Source organism: Streptomyces tauricus, from assembly GCF_014650955.1.
GTDB classification, from domain to species: domain Bacteria; phylum Actinomycetota; class Actinomycetes; order Streptomycetales; family Streptomycetaceae; genus Streptomyces; species Streptomyces tauricus.
Genome location: NZ_BMVY01000049.1, coordinates 26,820 through 45,250, shown reverse-complemented (window position 1 = coordinate 45,250; position 18,431 = coordinate 26,820). Strand labels below are relative to the sequence as shown.

The 18,431-nt window shown below is 71.4% G+C and carries 19 protein-coding genes; 6 read left to right on the top strand and 13 right to left on the bottom strand.

Annotation, left to right across the window (positions count from 1 at the left end; translation table 11 throughout):
* Positions 1-219: 219 nt before the first annotated feature.
* From IE278_RS38645 to IE278_RS38615, 7 genes are all read right to left on the bottom strand, one after another.
* Complete coding sequence (locus IE278_RS38645) at positions 220-789, bottom strand: hypothetical protein (RefSeq protein WP_189779690.1); 570 nt, start codon at positions 787-789, stop codon at positions 220-222.
* Between the two features lie 675 nt (positions 790-1,464).
* Positions 1,465-2,148, bottom strand: coding sequence for a uracil-DNA glycosylase (locus IE278_RS38640; protein ID WP_189779689.1), 684 nt, complete (start codon positions 2,146-2,148; stop codon positions 1,465-1,467).
* A gap of 114 nt (positions 2,149-2,262) precedes the next feature.
* A complete protein-coding gene (locus tag IE278_RS38635) occupies positions 2,263-3,852 on the bottom strand; it encodes an ABC transporter substrate-binding protein (protein WP_189779688.1) in 1,590 nt (529 codons plus the stop codon).
* Positions 3,853-4,094: 242 nt separating this feature from the next.
* Positions 4,095-4,853, bottom strand: a complete 759-nt coding sequence (locus IE278_RS38630) for an SDR family oxidoreductase (RefSeq protein ID WP_189779687.1) — start codon at positions 4,851-4,853, stop codon at positions 4,095-4,097.
* A 16-nt stretch (positions 4,854-4,869) separates the two neighbouring features.
* Positions 4,870-5,631 (bottom strand): 3-oxoacyl-ACP reductase FabG, encoded by a 762-nt coding sequence (gene fabG, locus IE278_RS38625; RefSeq protein ID WP_189779686.1) that lies wholly within the window; start codon positions 5,629-5,631, stop codon positions 4,870-4,872.
* Positions 5,632-5,791: 160 nt separating this feature from the next.
* Positions 5,792-6,193, bottom strand: coding sequence for a DUF3037 domain-containing protein (locus IE278_RS38620; protein WP_189779685.1), 402 nt, complete (start codon positions 6,191-6,193; stop codon positions 5,792-5,794).
* Complete coding sequence (locus tag IE278_RS38615; protein WP_189779684.1) at positions 6,190-6,981, bottom strand: HipA family kinase; 792 nt, start codon at positions 6,979-6,981, stop codon at positions 6,190-6,192. The genes IE278_RS38620 and IE278_RS38615 overlap by 4 nt, the downstream gene beginning before the upstream one ends.
* Before the next feature lie 72 nt (positions 6,982-7,053).
* On the opposite strand from IE278_RS38615, the gene IE278_RS38610 reads away from it, so the two are divergent.
* On the top strand, positions 7,054-7,539 hold the full coding sequence (locus IE278_RS38610; RefSeq protein WP_189779683.1) for an NUDIX hydrolase: 486 nt from the start codon (positions 7,054-7,056) through the stop codon (positions 7,537-7,539).
* A 64-nt stretch (positions 7,540-7,603) separates the two neighbouring features.
* Here IE278_RS38610 and IE278_RS38605 read toward each other — a convergent pair whose 3' ends face one another.
* The 3 genes from IE278_RS38605 to IE278_RS38595 are packed head-to-tail and all read right to left on the bottom strand — an operon-like array spanning position 7,604 to position 10,004.
* A complete protein-coding gene (locus tag IE278_RS38605) occupies positions 7,604-8,035 on the bottom strand; it encodes an ABC transporter permease (RefSeq protein ID WP_189779682.1) in 432 nt (143 codons plus the stop codon).
* Positions 7,945-8,370: an ABC transporter permease gene (locus IE278_RS38600; protein WP_189779681.1), complete on the bottom strand. Its 426-nt coding sequence runs from the start codon at positions 8,368-8,370 to the stop codon at positions 7,945-7,947. The genes IE278_RS38605 and IE278_RS38600 overlap by 91 nt, the downstream gene beginning before the upstream one ends.
* Positions 8,367-10,004: an aminotransferase class III-fold pyridoxal phosphate-dependent enzyme gene (locus IE278_RS38595; RefSeq protein WP_189779680.1), complete on the bottom strand. Its 1,638-nt coding sequence runs from the start codon at positions 10,002-10,004 to the stop codon at positions 8,367-8,369. The genes IE278_RS38600 and IE278_RS38595 overlap by 4 nt, the downstream gene beginning before the upstream one ends.
* On the opposite strand from IE278_RS38595, the gene IE278_RS38590 reads away from it, so the two are divergent.
* The 3 genes from IE278_RS38590 (at position 9,991) to IE278_RS38580 (ending at position 13,306) form a co-directional block, all read left to right on the top strand.
* Positions 9,991-10,425: a hypothetical protein gene (locus tag IE278_RS38590; RefSeq protein ID WP_189779679.1), complete on the top strand. Its 435-nt coding sequence runs from the start codon at positions 9,991-9,993 to the stop codon at positions 10,423-10,425. The two genes, IE278_RS38595 and IE278_RS38590, sit on opposite strands and share 14 nt — an antisense overlap.
* A gap of 125 nt (positions 10,426-10,550) precedes the next feature.
* A complete protein-coding gene (locus tag IE278_RS38585; protein ID WP_246571453.1) occupies positions 10,551-12,725 on the top strand; it encodes a S9 family peptidase in 2,175 nt (724 codons plus the stop codon).
* 122 nt (positions 12,726-12,847) lie between these two features.
* The gene (locus IE278_RS38580) at positions 12,848-13,306 is read left to right on the top strand and encodes a Rieske (2Fe-2S) protein (RefSeq protein WP_189779678.1); all 459 of its coding nucleotides are present in this window, start codon (positions 12,848-12,850) and stop codon (positions 13,304-13,306) included.
* On the opposite strand, the gene IE278_RS38575 is transcribed toward IE278_RS38580, so the two are convergent.
* Complete coding sequence (locus tag IE278_RS38575) at positions 13,293-13,943, bottom strand: cysteine hydrolase family protein (protein WP_189779677.1); 651 nt, start codon at positions 13,941-13,943, stop codon at positions 13,293-13,295. The genes IE278_RS38580 and IE278_RS38575 overlap by 14 nt on opposite strands.
* Before the next feature lie 201 nt (positions 13,944-14,144).
* Between IE278_RS38575 and IE278_RS38570 the strand changes: the two genes are divergently transcribed.
* Positions 14,145-14,612, top strand: coding sequence for a pyridoxamine 5'-phosphate oxidase family protein (locus tag IE278_RS38570; protein ID WP_189779676.1), 468 nt, complete (start codon positions 14,145-14,147; stop codon positions 14,610-14,612).
* A 68-nt stretch (positions 14,613-14,680) separates the two neighbouring features.
* On the opposite strand, the gene IE278_RS38565 is transcribed toward IE278_RS38570, so the two are convergent.
* A complete protein-coding gene (locus tag IE278_RS38565) occupies positions 14,681-15,610 on the bottom strand; it encodes a LysR family transcriptional regulator (protein ID WP_189779675.1) in 930 nt (309 codons plus the stop codon).
* Positions 15,611-15,684: 74 nt separating this feature from the next.
* Here IE278_RS38565 and IE278_RS38560 point away from each other — a divergent pair, with 74 nt between their 5' ends.
* Positions 15,685-16,671, top strand: coding sequence for a DMT family transporter (locus tag IE278_RS38560; RefSeq protein ID WP_373312214.1), 987 nt, complete (start codon positions 15,685-15,687; stop codon positions 16,669-16,671).
* Positions 16,672-16,924: 253 nt separating this feature from the next.
* Here the strand turns inward: IE278_RS38560 and IE278_RS38555 are convergent, their stop codons facing one another.
* The gene (locus IE278_RS38555; RefSeq protein ID WP_189779673.1) at positions 16,925-18,256 is read right to left on the bottom strand and encodes an aminotransferase class I/II-fold pyridoxal phosphate-dependent enzyme; all 1,332 of its coding nucleotides are present in this window, start codon (positions 18,254-18,256) and stop codon (positions 16,925-16,927) included.
* Positions 18,257-18,431: the final 175 nt, after the last annotated feature.

Sequence of the window (18,431 nt, the reverse complement as noted above, 5' to 3'; positions counted from 1 at the left end):
GCCCCGGCGCCCCGAACACCGGGCCGTGCCGCGACTGCCGGCGTCCGTGCCGTCGACGGGCACGGACGTGTGCGCGCTGGGCCGGACGTACGGCGGCTGGCGGGCCGACAGCCCGCAGGCGGCCATCTGCCAGGACATGTACGGCCGTTGACGCCGCCGACGGTGTCTGGGGATGTCCGGAGGGAGGTGTCCGGACAGGAGGTGTCCCGAGGGGGTGTCCTAGGGCTCGCGGCGCGGCGGTCCCAGGGTGTCCCCTCCCGGCCCTCTCCCCTGCCCCGGCCGCCCCGGTGCGGGCTCGGGCGCCTCGGCCGGGCCCTCGCGGTCCAGCCTCGACTCCAGGCGGCCGATACCGGCCCGGACCCCGTCTCCGTACGCGTCGTCGCCGAGGACGCCCACCGCGGCCCGCGCCGCCCCCAGATGGCCGCGGGCCGCCTCGGAGCGGCCGAGCTTCACATAGTCCGCGGCGAGGTTCAGATGCAGGGAGGGGTAGAAGGCCCGTACCGCGAGGGACCCGTGGTGCTCCGCGACCCGCTCGTCCGTCAGCTCGTCCGCCGCCGACAAGGCCCTCAGGTCCCAGGCGAGTTCGTCCGAGGGGTCGTCCTGCGTGTCGGCCATGTAGTGCGCGAGGGTGCAGCGGTGGAGCGCGTCGCCCTCCTCGCCGATCTCCGCCCACAGGTCCAGGAAGCGGCCCCGGGCCTCCTCACGGTCGCCGCCGTGGAGCAGCATGATGACCTGCCCGATCCTGGTCATCATCGCGTCCGCCGCCGCCTGCTCCTGCTGCTCCGCCACCGCGTCGCCCTCCGCCCGCTCGTCCGCCGGCGGACGCGCCCGCGCCTGCCACCTCCCCCGACGCTAACGGCAGGCACTGACAATCAAGCAGAGGCGGCCCCGTACGCCTGGGCCAGCCCGGTGACGAGCGGCCGGCCCGGCCAGAGCGGGGCTACCCCCCCTCGCCGGGCCTGCGCCGCTCCCCCACCCGACGCCGCTCCCCCGACCGACCCTGGCGCCGCAGCCCGGCCCGGCCCGGTCAGCCCGGTGACGGGCGGACGGACCGGACAGAGCGCGGTTGCCCCACCCTCGCCGGGTCGTCGCCCCCCGGCCGACGTCGCTCCCCCAGTCGATCGGGGCTGCGGCCCGGTCCGGCTCCCCCGCCGACCGGGGCCGCCGCGGCCCGGCCCGTCCGTCAGTCCGGTGACGGCGGCCGGACCGGACAGCGCGCCCCACCCTCGCCCGGCCTGCGCCGCTCCCCCAGCCGAGGGCCCCCCGCCGACCGGGGCTGCCCCGGTCCGGCCCGGGCCGGATCGTGCCCGGTCGCCCGGAGACCTACACGGACCACACCCGGACCCTGGGGACCGGCCCGTGCGCCCTGCTCGTGCGGGCCACCCCGTGCGGCGCCCTCGTGCCGGCCGCTCCGGGCGCACCCGGCCGTGGCCGGACGGCCCGGCCCGGCCCGGCCCCGGACCGTCAGGCGATGTTCGGGATCTGCCAGTTGATCGGCTCGTGGCCCTGCTGGGCGACCGCCTCGTTGATCTGGGTGAAGGGGCGTGAGCCGAAGAACTTCTTCGCCGACAGCGGCGAGGGATGCGCGCCCTTGACGACGATGTGCCGCTCCTCGTCGATCAGGGGGAGCTTCTTCTGCGCGTAGTTGCCCCAAAGGACGAACACCGCCGGGTCGGGCCGGTCGGCCACGGCCCGGATCACCGCGTCCGTGAACTTCTCCCAGCCCTTGCCCTTGTGCGAGTTGGCCTCTCCGGAGCGGACCGTCAGCACCGCGTTGAGCAGCAGGACACCCTGCTCGGCCCACGGCATCAGATAGCCGTTGTCCGGCACCGGGTGGCCGAGCTCCTCCTTCATCTCCTTGTAGATGTTGCGCAAGGAGGGCGGCGTCTTCACACCGGGGCGCACCGAGAAGCACAGCCCGTGGCCCTGGCCCTCGCCGTGGTACGGGTCCTGGCCGAGGACGAGCACCTTCACGCGGTCGTAAGGAGTCGCGTCGAGTGCGGCGAAGACCTCGTCGCGCGGCGGGTAGACGGGGCCCTTCTCGCGCTCCTCCTCGACGAACTCGGTGAGCTCCTTGAAGTAGGGCTTCTGCAGCTCTTCGCCCAGGACGCCGCGCCAGGACTCGGGCAGCATGGCGGTGTCGGTCACGTGAACTTCCTTACAGGTGCGGTTTTTTCCGGTCCTCAGAACCTACCGCCGCCCACTGACAATCCGCCGGGCCGTCGGCCGACTCCGCCGCCACCGGCCGGACCCCCGCATCCGCTACCAGCTGGTCTTGCGGTACAGCTCCCACACCATCATGATCGTCGACGGGTCGATGGAGCGCTCGACGCCGGAGATCTCCTCGCTGGCGGCGATGTACTGCTTGCCCTGCCACAGGGGCAGCAGCCGCGCGTCGTCCACGAGGATGTCCTGGGCCTTCTCGAACTGCTCGACGACGTCCCCGCGGTCGCTCCGGCGGCGCGACTCGGGCAGCAGCACATCCGTGATCTCGGGGGACTTGTAGGGCGTACCCAGCGCGTTCTGTTCGCCCACGAACGGGGCGATGAAGTTCTCCGCGTCCGGGAAGTCGGGGAACCAGCCACGGCCGAACACCGGGTACTCGCCCTTGCGGTAGCCGGCCTCGTACGTCTTCCAGGGGCGGCCCTTGACGGTGACGCTGAACAGGCCGGTCTCGTTGAGCTGCCGCCTCAGCTCCTCGAACTCGGGCTTGGTCGTGGAGCCGTAGCGATCCGTCGTGTACCAGAGGGTGAGCGGTACGCGTTCGGAGATGCCCGCCTCCAGGAGGATCTGCCGGGCCTTGGAGGTACTGGGGGTGCCGTAGTCGTCGAAGAAGCCGGTGGTGTGGCCGGCCAGTCCGCTCGGGACCATGGAGTACAGCGGCTCGACGGTGTCCTTGTAGATGCCGTGGGCGATGGCCGGCCGGTCGACGACCTGCGCCACGGCCTTGCGGACCGCCGACTTCCTGGCCCACGGGTCCTTCGGGTTGAACACCAGGTAGCGGATCTCCGTGCCCGCGCCCTCCACCAGCTGGATCTCGTCCTTGCCGCGCCGGTCCTCCAGGGCGACGACGTCCTTGGCGGCGAGGCCGCGGAGGGTGACGTCGATCCTGCCGCCCTTCAACGCGCCGACCATGTCGTCCGAGTCCTGGAAGTACCGGATGGTGACGGCGCCGTTCTTGCGGTCGGCGGAGCCCTTGTAGTTGTCGTTGCGATCGAGCCGGGCCTCCTGCCCCTCCTCGTACGACCGCAGGCCGTACGGTCCCGACCCGGTGACCTTGCCGTCCTCGCGCAGGGCGTCGGCCGGGTACTCCTCGGGGTCGACGATCGACATGGCCGGGGTGGCGAGTACGAACGGGAAGGTGGCGTCCGGCTTGTTGAGGCGGAAGACGACCTCGCGGTCACCCTTCGTCTCGACCCGTTCCAGGCTGCCGAGCAGGCCCGCGGGGCCGCCCTCGACGGCGATCTTCCGGATGCGGTCGATGGAGTGCTTGACCGCCTCGGCGTCGAGATCGTGTCCGTCGGAGAAGGACAGGTCCTCCCGCAGCGTGCAGCTGTACGTACGGTTCGAGTCGTCGGTGAAGCGGCAGCTCTCGGCGGCGTCCGGCTCGGGCGCGGACGCTCCGGCCGGGTAGCTGAGGAGGGTCTGGTAGATGTTGCGGAACAGCTCCCACGACCCGTCCCAGGACGCGGCGGGGTCGAGGGTGCTGGGTGCGCTGGTCGTGCCCACGATGATCGGGCCCTCGCCCTCGGAGGTGTCCGAGGAGAACACCCCGCATCCCGAGACCAGGGATATGGAGGTGATGGACGCGATCACCGACAAGTGCCGTAGGGACCGGTTCCGCTTCAACACGCGCACGCTCCTCGATGAGCCCCGCCAAAGTGGGCAGGACCATATCGCAGTGCCCCGCCCGTCAAATGGCTCTGACGGCGGGGCACCTGACGTGCACGAACATCATTTGTTCGATTTTTTTCGGCTCTGCGACTCTTGTTTGGAATCTGTGCGGAACATATCCGCTTTCCGTACGAATTTTCCGTGTGGAAAACCCGTGTACGACGCAGGGTTTAAAACACCGAATTTATTGTCGGCAATGGTCAGGACACGCCCGCGTTGAGGAAGATCCCGCCGTCGACCACGAGCGTCTGACCGGTGATCCAGTCCGACTGCTCCGAGGTGAGGAAGGCCGCGGCACCCCCGATGTCCGAGGGCACCCCGAGCCTGCCGAGCGGGTAGGCCGCGGCGGCCTCCTCCTCGCGGCCCTCGTACAGGGCCTGCGCGAACTTGGTCTTGACCACCGCGGGCGCGATCGAGTTCACCCGCACCAGCGGTGCGAACTCGTGCGCCAGCTGGAGCGACAGGTTGATCATCGCGGCCTTGCTCATGCCGTACGCCCCGATGAACGGCGAGGCCGAGACACCCGCGAGCGAGGCGATGTTGACGATCGCGCCGCCGTTCGCGCTCTGCCACGCCTTCCACGTCTGCTGGGCGAAGCCGAGCGCGGAGACGACGTTGGTCTCGAAGACCTTCCGCGCCACATTGAGGTCGAGGTCGGCGATCGGCCCGAACACCGGGTTCGTACCGGCGTTGTTGACCAGGAAGTCGACGCGGCCGAACGCCTCCATGGTGCGCTCCACGGCGACGGCCTGGTGGGCCTCGTCGTGGGCCTTGCCCGCCACGCCGATGACACGGTCGGCGCCGAGCTTCTCGACGGCCTCCTTGAGCGCGTCCTCGTTGCGGCCGGTGATGCACACCCGGTCGCCACGGGCGAGCAGCGCCTCGGCGACGCCGTAGCCGATGCCGCGGCTGGCGCCGGTGACGAGGGCGACCTTGCCCGAGAGTTCCACAGTGGTCATGTCCCTGTCCCCAGTCCTAGTTGAGCGGTCCGCCGGCCACGTACAGCACCTGGCCGGAGACGAATCCGGCGTCGTCGCCCGTGAAGAAGGCGATCGCGTTGGCGATGTCGTCCGGGTTGCCGACGCGCTGGACCGGGATCTGGGTGGCGGCGGCGGCCTGGAACTCCTCGAAGCCCATGCCGACCCGCTCGGCGGTCGCGGCGGTCATGTCCGTCACGATGAAGCCGGGCGCCACGGCGTTCGCGGTGACGCCGAACTTGCCGAGCTCGAACGCGAGGGTCTTGGTGAAGCCCTGCAGACCGGCCTTGGCGGCGGAGTAGTTGACCTGGCCGCGGTTGCCGAGCGCCGAGGACGAGGAGAGGTTCACGACCCGGCCGAACTTGGCCTCCACCATGTACTTCTGGACGGCCCGCGTCATCAGGAAGGAGCCGCGCAGGTGCACGTTCAGGACCGTGTCCCAGTCGGACACGCTCATCTTGAACAGCAGGTTGTCGCGGAGCACGCCCGCGTTGTTCACCAGGATCGTCGGCGCCCCGAGTTCCTGGGCGACCCGTGCCACGGCGGCCTCGACCTGCGCCTCGTCGGAGACGTCGGCGCCCACCGCGATCGCCTTGCCGCCGGCGGCGGTGATCTTCTCCACGGTGTCCTTGCACGCGGCCTCGTCGAGGTCGATCACCGCGACGGCACGGCCCTCGGCGGCCAGTCGTACGGCGGTCGCGGCGCCGATGCCGCGCGCGGCACCGGTGACTACGGCGACACGCTGCTCAGTGGTGGACATTGCTGGTTCTCCTCGCCCTTGGGGAAGCCCTTGAACGGTACACCCCACTGGTGAGCGACCGCTTAGTACCTTCAACGGACGAGACGCTAGAAGCCTTGGCACCCAGTGTCAACGGCACGCGGCGCCCATGTGATCCATTACCTGGCCGAGCAGTGATCCATTACCTGACCAGCAGGTCGAGCAGCCGTGCCGTCTCGGCCACGGGATCGACGGTGAGACCGGTGTGGACGGGCCCCGGCTGCACCACCGTCGAGCGCGGCGCGATCAGCCAGCGGAAGCGCCGTCCGGCGTCGTCGCCCGCGGCCTGCCCGGCCGCCGCGCCCCCGGCGCAGACCCCCTCGACGGCCCGCAGCGCGGCCCGTACGCCCGGCGCGTCCGCCGCCGGGTCGAGCGCGAGCAGCTTGGTCTCGTCGAGGTGGGTGCGGGCGGCCACGAAGGAGTGCGCGCGGCAGTAGACGAGGACGCCCGCGTTGAAGTACTCGCCTCGCTCGACGCGCGGCACGACGCGCAGTACCGCGTACTCGTAGACGAAGGGCCCGTCGCGGCCGTCGCGCTCGCTCACTTCGTGCCCTTCCGGAGGCCGGTGTCACTGGTGTCGCCCTGGAGGCGGATGCGCTCGTGGATCGTGGCGGCGCGGGCGAGCAGCGGCTCCGCGTACGCCTGGCGCAGCGCGTCGGCCGAGTCGAACCCCGGTTCGTCCTTCAGCCACTCCTCGGGGATCGCGGCGGTCACCTCGGCGAGCAGGTCCTCCGTGACGCGCGGCCCCATTTCCGCCGCGGCGGCGCGGATGTCGGGGCCGAAGGGGGCGAGGGCGTGGTCGGTCGCGTCGTACGGCTTGGCCGCCGAGGCCCGCGCGCCCGGCCAGTTGTGGTGCCAGATCATGGTGGCGCCGTGGTCGATGAGCCACAGATCGCCGTCCCGGAACAGCATGTTGGGGTTCCGCCACGACCGGTCGACGTTGTTGACCAGCGCGTCGAACCAGACGACCTTCCCGGCTTCCGCCGGGCTCACCTCGTGCGCGAGGGAGTCGAAGCCGATCGCCCGGGAGAGGAAGTCCATCCCGAGGTTCAGCCCGCCGCTCGACTTGAGCAACTCCTGCACCTGCTGGTCGGGTTCGCCGAGGCCGATGACGGGATCGAGCCCGATCGTGACCAGTCCCGGTACGCGCAGGCCCAGGCGACGGGCGAGTTCACCGCAGACGACCTCCGCGACGAGGGTCTTGCGTCCCTGTCCGGCGCCGGTGAACTTCATGACGTACGTGCCGAGGTCGTCGGCCTCGACGAGTCCCGGCAGCGAGCCGCCCTCACGCAGGGGCGTGATGTAGCGGGTCGCTGTGACTTCGGTCAGCATTTCCCCAGGTTATAGGGGCTGCGGCAGCCGTCCTCCGGAGGCTCCCCGATCGCTCCGGCCAGGGTGGACGGCATGTCCGAGGGAGACGGGACGGTCCAGGTCGACCCCGGCGTCGAGGTGCCCCGCCCGGCGGAGGGCGAGCTGTGGACCGTCGGGGCGGTGATCCTGAACGAGCGGGCCGAGGCGTTCGCGCAGAAGCGCGGGCCCGACCGGCGGCTGTTCCCCGGCACCTGGGACGTCGTGGGCGGGCATGTCGAACCCGGCGAGAGCCTGCTCGGCGCGCTGGCCCGCGAGGTCGAGGAGGAGACCGGCTGGCGTCTGCGCCGGGTGCGCCGGCTGCTGCGGGTCACCCAGTGGGTGGGGGACGACGGCGGTGCGCTGCGGCACGAGGCGGACTATCTCGTCGAGGTGGACGGCGATCTGTCCCGTCCGGCCCTGGAGTGGTCGAAGAACTCCGCCTACGCCTGGTTCGGTCCTGCCGAGATCCACCGGCTCAAGGAGAACTGCGCGCCGGGGAACCATCTCGTGCACGACCTGATCGCGCAGGTCGTGACCTGAGCTGATCTGAGCTGACCCGGTCCGGTCGGTCCAGCCGTGCGGACCATCCGCCGTCGGTGCGCTCTCAGTCCCAGTGCTGTTTGTCGGTCTCCCCGTTGAACCGCCACACCGCGAGCGCGACGAACAGCGCGGCGAAGGCGCACAGCACCCCGACGTGCGGGAGCACTCCGGCCACTCCCTCGCCGTTCAGGATGACCTCGCGGTAGCCGTGGCTCGCCCAGTACACGGGCGTGAACCCGGCGAGAGGGCCGACCCAGTCGGCCATCAGCTCCGTCGGGACGAGGGTGCCGCCGAGAATCACCCAGACCAGCGTCGTCACCCGCTCGTAGGCGAAGGCCTGCCGACGTGTCCTCGCGACGGCGCACAGCAGGAAGGAGAAGGCCACCACACAGGTGGACAGCGCCGTCATGACGGCCAGCAGGGCGAGCAGACTCCCCCGTACCCGCAGGTCCATGACCACCCGGCCGAGCAGGAACAGCACACAGGACTGCGCCATGACCAGGACCAGACAGGGCGCACCTTCCCGGTCATCAGCTCGGTGTCGCGCAGGGGTGAGACCCGCAGCCGCGCCCAGGTGTTGAGGCCGTGTTCGCGGAAGACGGACTCCGTGACGAGGCCCGCCATGAAGAAGGAGAACATGACCGTCATGCCGGGCACCGCCAGCTCGGCGCCGTTGACGCCGCTGTAGCCGAGCCGGTCCAGGGCCCCTACGTAGAGGGGCTTGATGAAGAACATGAGGAGCGCGGGCGTGAGCAGCATGGTGATGACCGGGGCCGGATCGCGGCGCAGCCAGACCAGGTCGTGCCGGGCCACCGTCAGTGCGCGGTTCACTCGTCCCTCCCCGCCCCGATGAGTCGCAGGTACGCGGCTTCGAGCCCGGCGCGGGAGAGCTCCACCGCCCGGAGGCGTTCGCGGTCCTCCCCGGTCAGTTCCACCGCCTTGACCAGGTCGACGCCGGGCCTGGCCGTGGGCAGGTACACCGTGTCACCGGCGACTCTGGCGCCGGGCCAGGGCAGCCGCGGGGCGTGGCCGGTGAACCTCAGCACCAGCTCGCTGCGGGTGTAGCGCGCGATGAGCTGGTCCACGCCGGCGTCCTCGCGCACCCGGCCGTCGCCGAGTACGACGACACGCGAGTCCAGTTCCTCCACCTCCTGCAGATAGTGCGTGGTGTACAGGACGGTGCTGCCCTCGTCGGCGAGTGAGCGGACCTGGCGCAACAGGCCGCGGCGGGTCTGCGGGTCCGCGCCCGCGGTGGGTTCGTCGAGCAGGATCAGCCGGGGCCGGTGGACCAGCGCGCAGCCCACGTGGAGCCGGCGCCGCTGGCCGCCGGAGAGTTCGCGGGCCCGGCGCTGGCGCAGCGGCGTCAGATCGAGAGTCTCGATGAGGGTGTCGACGCAGACGCGCAGTTCGGCGCGGCGCAGACCGGCCAGTGCCCCGAAGAAGCGCAGGTTCTCCTCCACGGTGTGGGTGGGGCAGACGGCCACGTCCTGGGCGGCGAGCCCGATCCGGCCGCGTACCGCGGGCGCGGTCAGACACATCGTCAGCAGGATTCGACCGCTCAGCGCGGCCCGCATCATCTCGGCCGACACGTCCGGCCGGGTCCCGTGCAGGCCGAGCATCAGCCCGCGGCCGGTGACGCCGGTGAACAGCCCCGGCCAGTCCCGCACCAGGCCGGTGAGGACGGTGTGCAGCCTCTGTCCGGCCCGCCGGGCCAGCGCGGGTACGTCGCGGGTGGTGACGACCTCCGCCGTGGCGAGCAGCGCGGCCGACGCGAGGGGATTGCCCCCGAAGGTCGAGGTGTGCAGCAGCGGGTCGTGGTCGTAGGGCCGGTAGGCGTCCTCGGTGGCGACCATCGCCGAGACGGGGATGACTCCGCCGCCCAGTGCTTTGCCGGACAGCAGGATGTCGGGGCGCACCCCCAGGGTCTCGTGGGCCCACAGGGTGCCGCAGCGGCCGAGGCCGCACTGGATCTCGTCGAGGACGAGCAGCGTGCCCGCCTCGTCGCACGCCCGGCGCAGCGCCTGGGCGTGGTCGGGGGTCAGGGGGTGGACGCCGCCCTCGCCCTGTACGGGTTCGGCGAAGACCGCGGCGGGCCGCCGCTCGCGTATCAGCCGCGCGGCCGAGGCCGCGTCGTCGCGTGGCAGCCGGAGCACGCCGGGGAGCAGCGGTCCCAGTCCGTCGCGGAAGGGCGCGGCGTCGGTGAGACTGAGCGCGCCCGTCGTCTTGCCGTGGAAGGAGTCGGCCAGGTGCGCGAGTCCGGTGCGTCCGGTGCGGGCGCGGGCCAGCTTGAGGGCCGCTTCGACGGCCTCGGCGCCCGAGTTGAGCAGCATGACCTTGGACAGCGGGTCCGGCGCGAGGCCCGCGAGTGCCGCCGCCGCGCGGGCGTTCAGCTCTCCCCTGGTGACCGGCTGGCTGGAGATGGCGGGCCACAGCCTGCTGTACCACTCCGTCGTGCAGCCGCTCATCGACGAGGGCCATGTGGTGATCCAGGACTCGCTCGGCATCAAGAACGTACTGAAGAGCCTGCTCATGGCGGAGTTCATCGCGCCCCAGCACGCGGCGGCGCTGGCCACCGTCCGCGATCACGTCAAGGACTACTTCGGCAGGGTGCTCGCGCCACGGGTGGGCATCTACCTGCGGGAGGACCCGGCACGGGTACTGGAAGTCAAGAAGACCGAACGGATCGGGGTGTTCGACAACTATCATGCCTTCGGCGGAGACCCCCGCCGGACCTTCCTGGACCTCCAGTCCGACTGCGCTCGCGAGTACGAGAACTTCGCGAGGACGCACGGCTGGCAGATCGTCGACGTGAACACCGCCGCAGAGGCGACGGGTTCGGCTTCCGAGCGGGTGACAGACACCATCCTCGCCACGGCGGCGCGATGACACGGCCGTAGGGCCTCACACGCGGACGGCCGGGACATCTTTCCCGGCGCGCCCCGAGGGACGGAACCGGCCGGGGTCGAAACGCTGCCCCGCCGCATGCACCCATCCTCCCGAAGGGAACCCCTGTGCCCGCCACCAGCGAAGACCTGCCCCTGCAGTTCGCCCGGACGAAACGCTTCTCCCTCGGTGTGCCGCGCGGTTTCGCCGTCTCGCCCGACGGTGCCCGTGTGCTCTTCCTGCGCACCGCGAGCGGCCGCTCCACGACAGGCCTGCTCTGGCTGTACGAGAACGGCGAGGAACGGCCGCTCGCGGACCCGCTCGCCCTCGGCGACGGCGGCGACGCCGGCGGCGAGGTCCCGGAGGCCGAGCGGATCCGCCGCGAACGGGCCCGCGAGACCAGCGCGGGAATCGTCTCGTACGCCACCGACGCGGCCGTCCGCCTGGCCGCGTTCGCCCTCTCGGGCGCCCTGTGGACCGTAACCACCGACGAGGGCGTCACCCGCCGGATCCCCACCGCGGGCCCGGTCGTCACCCCGCGCCCCAGCCCCGACGGCACGCACATCGCGTACGTGAGCGGGGGCACCCTGCGTGTCGTACGCGCCGACGGCACCGGCGATCACGCCCTCGCCGAGCCCGAGGGCCCGGACATCACCTACGGGCTCTCCGACCATGTGTCGGCCGAATCGCTGGAGCGTACGCGGTCCTTCTGGTGGTCGCCGGACGGGACCGCGCTGCTGGTGGTGCGGGTCGACAACGCGCCGGTCCAGCAGTGGTACATCGGCGATCCCGCGCACCCCGCGCGTCCCCCGCGCGCGATCCGGTACCCGGCCGCGGGCACCGCCAACGCGCGGCTGTCGCTGCACGTCGTGGACCTCGACGGGCATCGCGTCGACGTGGACCTTCCCCAGGAGGCCGTGTCGCATCCGGACGGGGAGTGGACCGACCCGGCCTTCGAGTACGTCGCGCAGGCGGACTGGAGCGAGGCCGGGCCCCTCGCCGTCGTACAGACCCGGGACCAGCGTTCGGCGTACGTCCTGCGCATCGATCCGGCGACCGGTGCGACCACGCCCTTGCACCACCTGACGGACACCGCCTGGCTGGAGTTCGTACCCGGAACTCCCGCTATCACCGCGGCCACCGGTCTCGTCCTCACCACCCAGGAGGGCACCCGCGGGCTGCTGATGACCGGAACCGGGGTCCGCACACCGGAGGGCATGTACGTCCACGAACTGCTCGGCACGGCGGGCGGCCGGCTCTACTTCATGGCCGCCGAGGAGCCGACCGAGGCGCACGTCTGGTCGTACGACACGGAGAACGGCTTCGTCCGGCTGACCGACGAACCAGGCGTGCACCACGCCGCCGTCGGGGGCGACACCGTCGTGCTGGACAGTTCGACGCTCGACGGGCAGACGGTGACCGTACTGCGGGACGGCACACCGGCCGGGCGGATCGAGGTGCTGGCCGAGCGGCCCGTGACCCGGCCGCACCCCCGCTTCCTGACACTCGGCGAACGCGAACTGCGCGCGGCACTGTACCTGCCGACGTCGTACGAGCCGGGGTCGTACGAGCCGGCTTCATCCGAGTCGGTGTCGTCCGCGTCGGGCCACGGCCGTCTCCCGGTGATCGTGCACTCGTACTCCGGGCCGGGCTGGCAGACGGTCGTGAAGGCGGCCAGGTGGCACCACGCCGTCAACCAGTGGTTCGCCGACCAGGGGTTCGCGGTGCTGTCGGTCGACGGGCGCGGCACTCCGGGGCGTGACCGGGCCTGGGAGACGGCCATCCACGGCGACCAGCTGATGCCGGTCGTCGAGGACCAGGCCGACGCCGTCCGCGCGGTGGCGGAGCTCTTCCCGGAACTGGACACGAGCCGGGTGGCCATCCGCGGCTGGTCCTTCGGCGGCTACCTCGCGGCGGGTGCCGTACTGCACCGGCCCGAGGTGTTCCACGCGGCCGTCGCGGGCGCGGCGCCGACCGATCTGCGGCTGTACGACACGCACTGGAAGGAGCGGTACCTGGGCCATCCGGACATCCAGCCGGACCACTACGACCGGTGCTCACTGGTGGCGCACGCCCACAAACTCACACGCCCCTTGATGCTCGTCCATGGGATGGCCGACGACAATGTGGTCCCGGCGCACATGGTGCGGTTCTCGGCGGCCCTGTTGGCCGCCGGCCGGCCGCACACCGTGCTCCCCTTGGCAGGCGCGACTCATCTGGTGGCACAGGAAGGCGTGATAGACACCCTGCTCCGAATGGATCTCGATTTCATCAAGAAGTCTCTTGATCCCCGGACCGCCTGAACCATGCGGGTGACGTGCCCGTACCCCTAGTCGGATCGACGCACATCCACGCAAACGCACAACCCCGCATTTGCACACTTGTACATCTGCACACCTGCACATCTGTGGAAGGGACCGCCACTATGTCCAGCGAATCGCTCCAGCCTGCTCCGGCACTCTGTCGTCGCACCCTCCTGGCCGCGCTAGGCGGGGCCGGACTCGCCGCCACGCTGACCGCCTGCGGGGGCTCCGACGACAAGTCGTCCGGCTCCTCCTCGAACTCCTCCTCCGACGCCTCGACCGGATCAGCCGGCGGTGCGGCACTCGCCAAGACCACCGACATCCCGGAGGGCGGCGGGAAGATCTTCGCCGACCAGTCCGTGGTCGTCACCCAGCCGACGGCCGGCGAGTTCAAGGCCTTCTCGACGGTGTGCCCGCACCAGCAGCAGCGCGTGAACAGCGTGGACAACGGCGTCATCACCTGCCCCGCCCACGGCAGTCAGTTCAGCGTCACGGACGGCTCCGTCAAGAAGGGGCCCGCGACCAGCGGCCTGACCGCCGCCGACATCAAGGTGAGCGGGGACTCGATCACGCTCGCCTGACCCGGCGGGGCCGTTCGAAGCAGGCCAGCACGTCGTCCGTGGTGGTGATCGTGGCCACCAGGGCGAGCGTGTGGCGGATCATCGCGGGGGTGTAGTCCGAGGGCACACCCGCGATGGCGTCCCCCGGGACCACGGCCGTGTAGCCGCGGTTCACGGCGTCGAACACCGTGTTGGGCACGGCCACATTGGCGGAGACGCCGGTCACGACGAGCGTGCGGCAGCCGAGATTGCGCAGCAGCGCGTCGACGTCGGTGCCCGCGAGGGGCGACAGACCGTGCAGGCGGCGTACGACGAGGTCCTCAGCGGCGACCTCCACGGGCGGCGCGACACGGACCGCCGTACTCCCCGCCAGTTGCTGCACCGGAAGACGTTCGGCCGCGCGGAACAGCCGGGCGTTGTGGTTCGCGCCGCGGCCGTCCGGGCGGCGCTCGGCGATCGCGTGCATCACCTGTACGCCGCTCTCGTGGGCCGCGGCCACAAGGCGCGCGACCCGCTCCAGCACGCCCGACGAACGGGCCTCCCGGGCGAGTTCCGGCAGCGCGCTGTCCGGGCCGACGACACCCCGCTGGCACTCGACGGTCAGCAGCACGGTGGTCGCGGGATCGAGGATCTCACTGAGCGCTTCGTACGACGGCATGGGCTTCCCCTGTCGCGAAGGTCCTCCCGGTCCGACCGGCGGTGGCGCGCGAGCGTAGCCACCATTGCGCACGGACGGAAGACGACCCATGCTTTCCTGACGCGACATCAGACACCGCACAGGGGACGTCTTCGCAGGAGATGCCTTCGCGGGAGATGTGGTCACAGGAGATGTCGTCGCAGTCGGAGAAGAGGGAGCTGTATGGCCGTCACTCAGCGCCGGGGACGAAGAATCATGATGACGCCCGAGGAGCTGGACGAGTTCCTGACCACCCAGCGCACCTGCCGCGTCGCGACCGTCTCCGCGGACGGCGCCCCGCACGTCAGCACGCTCTGGTTCGTCTGGGACGGCAAGTCGCTCTGGCTGTACTCGATCACGCGCAGCAAACGGTGGGCCGATCTGCGCCGCGATCCGCGGGTGGCCGTGGTCGTCGACACCGGCGAGGAGTACGACCAGTTGCGGGGCGTCGAGGTCTCCGGCTCGGTCGAGTTCGTCGGCGAGGTGCCGCGCACGGGCGAGCCCTGCCCCGAACTCGACACAGTGGAGCGGACGTTCGCCCGGAAGAACTTCGGCCTGGACGAGATGCCGCACGACGGCAGACATGCGTGGATGCGCCTGACGCCCGAGGCGACGGCCTCATGGGACTTCCGCAAAATCGCCGCGCTGTGACGCCGTGATGTGAGGGTGCGCCGGAGAGCGTGCCAGACCGACGGGCGGGGGTCGGGTGCCGGACCATGTCACCCGGGCGCCGACCCCGTCGCCCTCACCGACCCCGCGGACCCCGCCGTCCGCAGCGCGTCCGCCACCGCTCTGATCGACGGGCGGCGGTCGGCGTCCGCCCGCCAGACGGCGTACACATGTCTGCTGACCCGGTGCCGCACCGGAACCGTCCGCACCCCCGCCGGCACCGGACCGCGCCCGAGCCGGGGCGCGACACACACGCCTAGCCCCGCCGCGACCAGGGCGAGCTGGGTGTGGTGCTCCTCCGCGCGGTGGGCGATCACCGGCTCGATCCCCTTGCCCCGCAGGGTGAAGAGCAGCCACTCATGACAGAACTCCCCCTCCTCCCAGGCGATCCACTCGTCGTCGGCGAAGTCCTCCAGGTCCACCTCCGAGCGATCGGCGTGGCGGTGGTCCGCGGGCATCGCCACATCGGCGGGGTCGTCGAGGAGCGAGACCTTGACCAGCCCCTCGGGCATGGGCAGCGGCTTGTTGTACCAGTCGAGGACGACCGCCAGATCGATGTCGCCGCGCAGCACCCCGGCCACGCCGTCCTCCGGCTCCAGCTCGCGTGAGCGGACCCGCAGTCCGGGGTGCTCGGCCCGCAGCGCGGCCAGGGCCGCGGGGAACAGGCCGCGCGCCGCCGTGGGAAAGGCGGACATCCGCAACTCCCCCACCACCTGCCCGCGCTGTGCCTCCAGATCGGACTGGGCGAGCTCGACCTGGGACAGGATCCGGGCGGCATGGTCGGCGAGCAGCCGCCCGGCGTCGGTGAGGCGCACCCCCCGCCCGTTCTTGGCGAGCAGCTGCTGCCCCACTTCGCGCTCCAGCTTGGACATCTGCTGGGAGACCGCCGAGGTCGTCACATGCAGCCCGTCGGCCGCACCGCTGACCGAGCCGTGGCGGGCGAGGGCGTCGAGAGTGCGCAGCCGCTCCAGATTCAACATGTAAGCGATGCTACGCGATACCTTCAGAAAAGTCTCGCTTGTTCTACGAGATCGTTTCCGCCATCGTGCAACACATGAGCGCCCCGACCGACCCCCGCACACCTCTCCCCACCACACCCGACGCCTCCCCGGCCCCAGCCAAGGGCTCCACGCCCCGCCCTCGCCCCGCCCTCGACTGGCGTCTGCGCTTCGGCGCCCTCTCCCTCGTCTGGGGTTTCAGCTTTCTCCTGATCAAGGTGGGCACGGAGGGCTACGCCCCGTTCCAGGTGACGTTCGGCCGGCTGCTGTTCGGCACGCTGGTGCTCGCCGCGGCGATGGCCTGGAAGCGCGAGCGTCTGCCGCGCGGCGCCCGCACCTGGGGACATCTGGCGGTGGCGGCCCTCCTTCTCAACGCCCTCCCGTTCTCGCTGTTCGCGTACTCCGAACTGACGATCCCGTCCACCCTGGCGGGCATCTGCAACACGACCTCGCCCTTGTGGGGGATGGCGTTGTCGATGGTCGCCCTCTCCGAGGACCGGCCGACCCGCCGCCGTGTGGCGGGCCTCGGCATCGGATTCCTCGGCGTCCTGACGGTGCTGGGCGTCTGGCAGGGCTTCCACGGCCTGGACGCCGCGGGCACCACGATGGCGCTGCTCGCCTCGCTCAGCTACCCGATCGGCTGGATCTACGTCCGCCGTACGCTGGCCGGCTCCAGCCACTCCAACCTGTCGCTGACCGGTGCCCAGTTGTTCCTCGCGACGGCGCAACTGGCGGTCCTCACCCCACTGTTCACCACGACGCCGACCCGCTTCGCGCTCATACCGCTGCTCGCGGTGATCGCCCTGGGCGCCCTCGGCACGGGCTTCGCCGTCCTCGTCCAGTACGGCCTGGTGGCCGAGGTCGGCCCGACCACGGCCCAGATGGTCACGTACTTCATCCCGGTCATAGCCACCGCCGCGGGCGTAGCGATCCTCGGAGAATCACTGACCTGGTCAACCCCGGTGGGCGCAGCCGTAGTACTGGCAGGCGCGGCCCTCACCCAGTCCACCCCAAAGCCTCCACCGCCCCCCAACGCCGCCTGAGGACCGGGGCCGCCCCAGCCCGTCCGGCGTTCGAGGCCCGGGGGCTGATCCAGCCCGTCCGCCGTTTGAGGCCCGGCGGCTGATCCAGCCCGTCCGGCGTTTGAGGACCCGGAGGCCCGGGGGCGGAGCCCCCGATTCAGTGACGATGGGGGTCCCCCGGTCGAGCGAAGCCGAGACTGGGGGAGGGTAGGGGCGGCGGGGGCGAGAACTGATCCCGAACCGGCACCGCCCCCCACCCCCACCCGCACGCCGGTCAGACGTACCGCCGCCCCGGCGAAGCCCCCACCGCAGAGGCAACCGCATCCGCCACCACCCCCACCTCCCCCACACCGAGCGTCGAGACGGTGATCCGCAACCCAGGAGGCGCGTCCATACGAAACCGCGCCCCCGCCGCCACACCCCACCCAGCGTGCAGCAACCGCGCAACAGCCCCCGTCTCGTCCGGCACGGGAACCCACACGTTCATACCGCTACGCCCCTCCGCCCCGACCCCCCGCTCCGCAAGCGCACCGATCAACGCGTCACGACGACTCCGGTACGCCGACGCGACAACCGCCGTATCCACCGCCCCACTCGACCACAGCCCCACAACCGCCCGCTGCAGCAACCGGCTGACCCACCCCGGCCCCAGCCGCTGCCGCCCCCGCACCCGGTCCATGGTGACCGGGTCGCCGGTCAGCACGGCCAGCCGCAGATCGGGCCCGTAGGCCTTGGCGACCGAGCGGGTGAAGGCCCAGTGCCGGGTCACTCCGGCCAGCGGATGCAGCGGCAGGTCGACGATCCGGTGCCCGTGGTCGTCCTCGACGAGCAGGGTCTCCGGGTACTGCTCCAGCACGGCCCGCAGCGCACGCGCGCGCGTGGCGCTCACCGCCGCACCGGTCGGGTTCTGCGCGCGATCGGTGACGATCAGCGCCCGCGCGCCCCCCTCCAGCGCGGCTCGTACACCGTCGGGCAGCGGCCCCTCTGTGTCGACACGGACGGGCACGGCCCGCAGCCCGAGGGCCGGGACGAGGTCGAGCACGCTGTGCCAGCCGGGATCCTCCACGGCGACCGCGTCCCCCGGCCGCAGATGCGCGGCCAGCACCCGTTCGATGCCGTCGAGCGACCCCGAGGCGACGACGACCGGCCCGTCCGGCACTCCGTCCGCGTCCAGGTCGGCACGGGCGAGCCGTGCCAGTTCCGGATCCACGGAGGCCTCTCCGTAGAGCGTCGGCGCGCGGTCCGCGAACTCCGCGGCCGCCGTGAACGCCTCGCGGAGGGAAGGCAGCAGAGCCGGGTCAGGATTGCCGTCCGAGAGGTTCCGTACCCCGGGCGGGACGTCCAGCCGGGACAGCTCACGCGCGGTCGTCACCGGCTTGGAACGCACACGGCTGCCGCGACGGCCCGCGGTCTCGATGACCCCGCGTTCACGCAGGGTGCGGTAGGCGGCCGCGACGGTATTGGGATTCACCTCAAGCCGGGACGCCAACTCCCGCATGGGCGGCAGCAGTTGCCCGGGCTCCAGCTCCCCCGAACCCACCGCACGCTCGACACTGGCCGCAATCTCGGCTGCGCGCCTGCCCTCGATCCGATACTCTCCTAGCACAAAGCAGAGTATGCACTAGTGCAATACGCCACGCAAGGTGGACGCGGCATACAGGGGACGGTGTCCATGAACACACCGCGTCCCGACGAGCCACCCCGCACACGGAGCACACAGCCCGCACAGCGCACACCTGCAAGCACCGACGACGCCACCGACGACGCCCACCTGGAGAGAC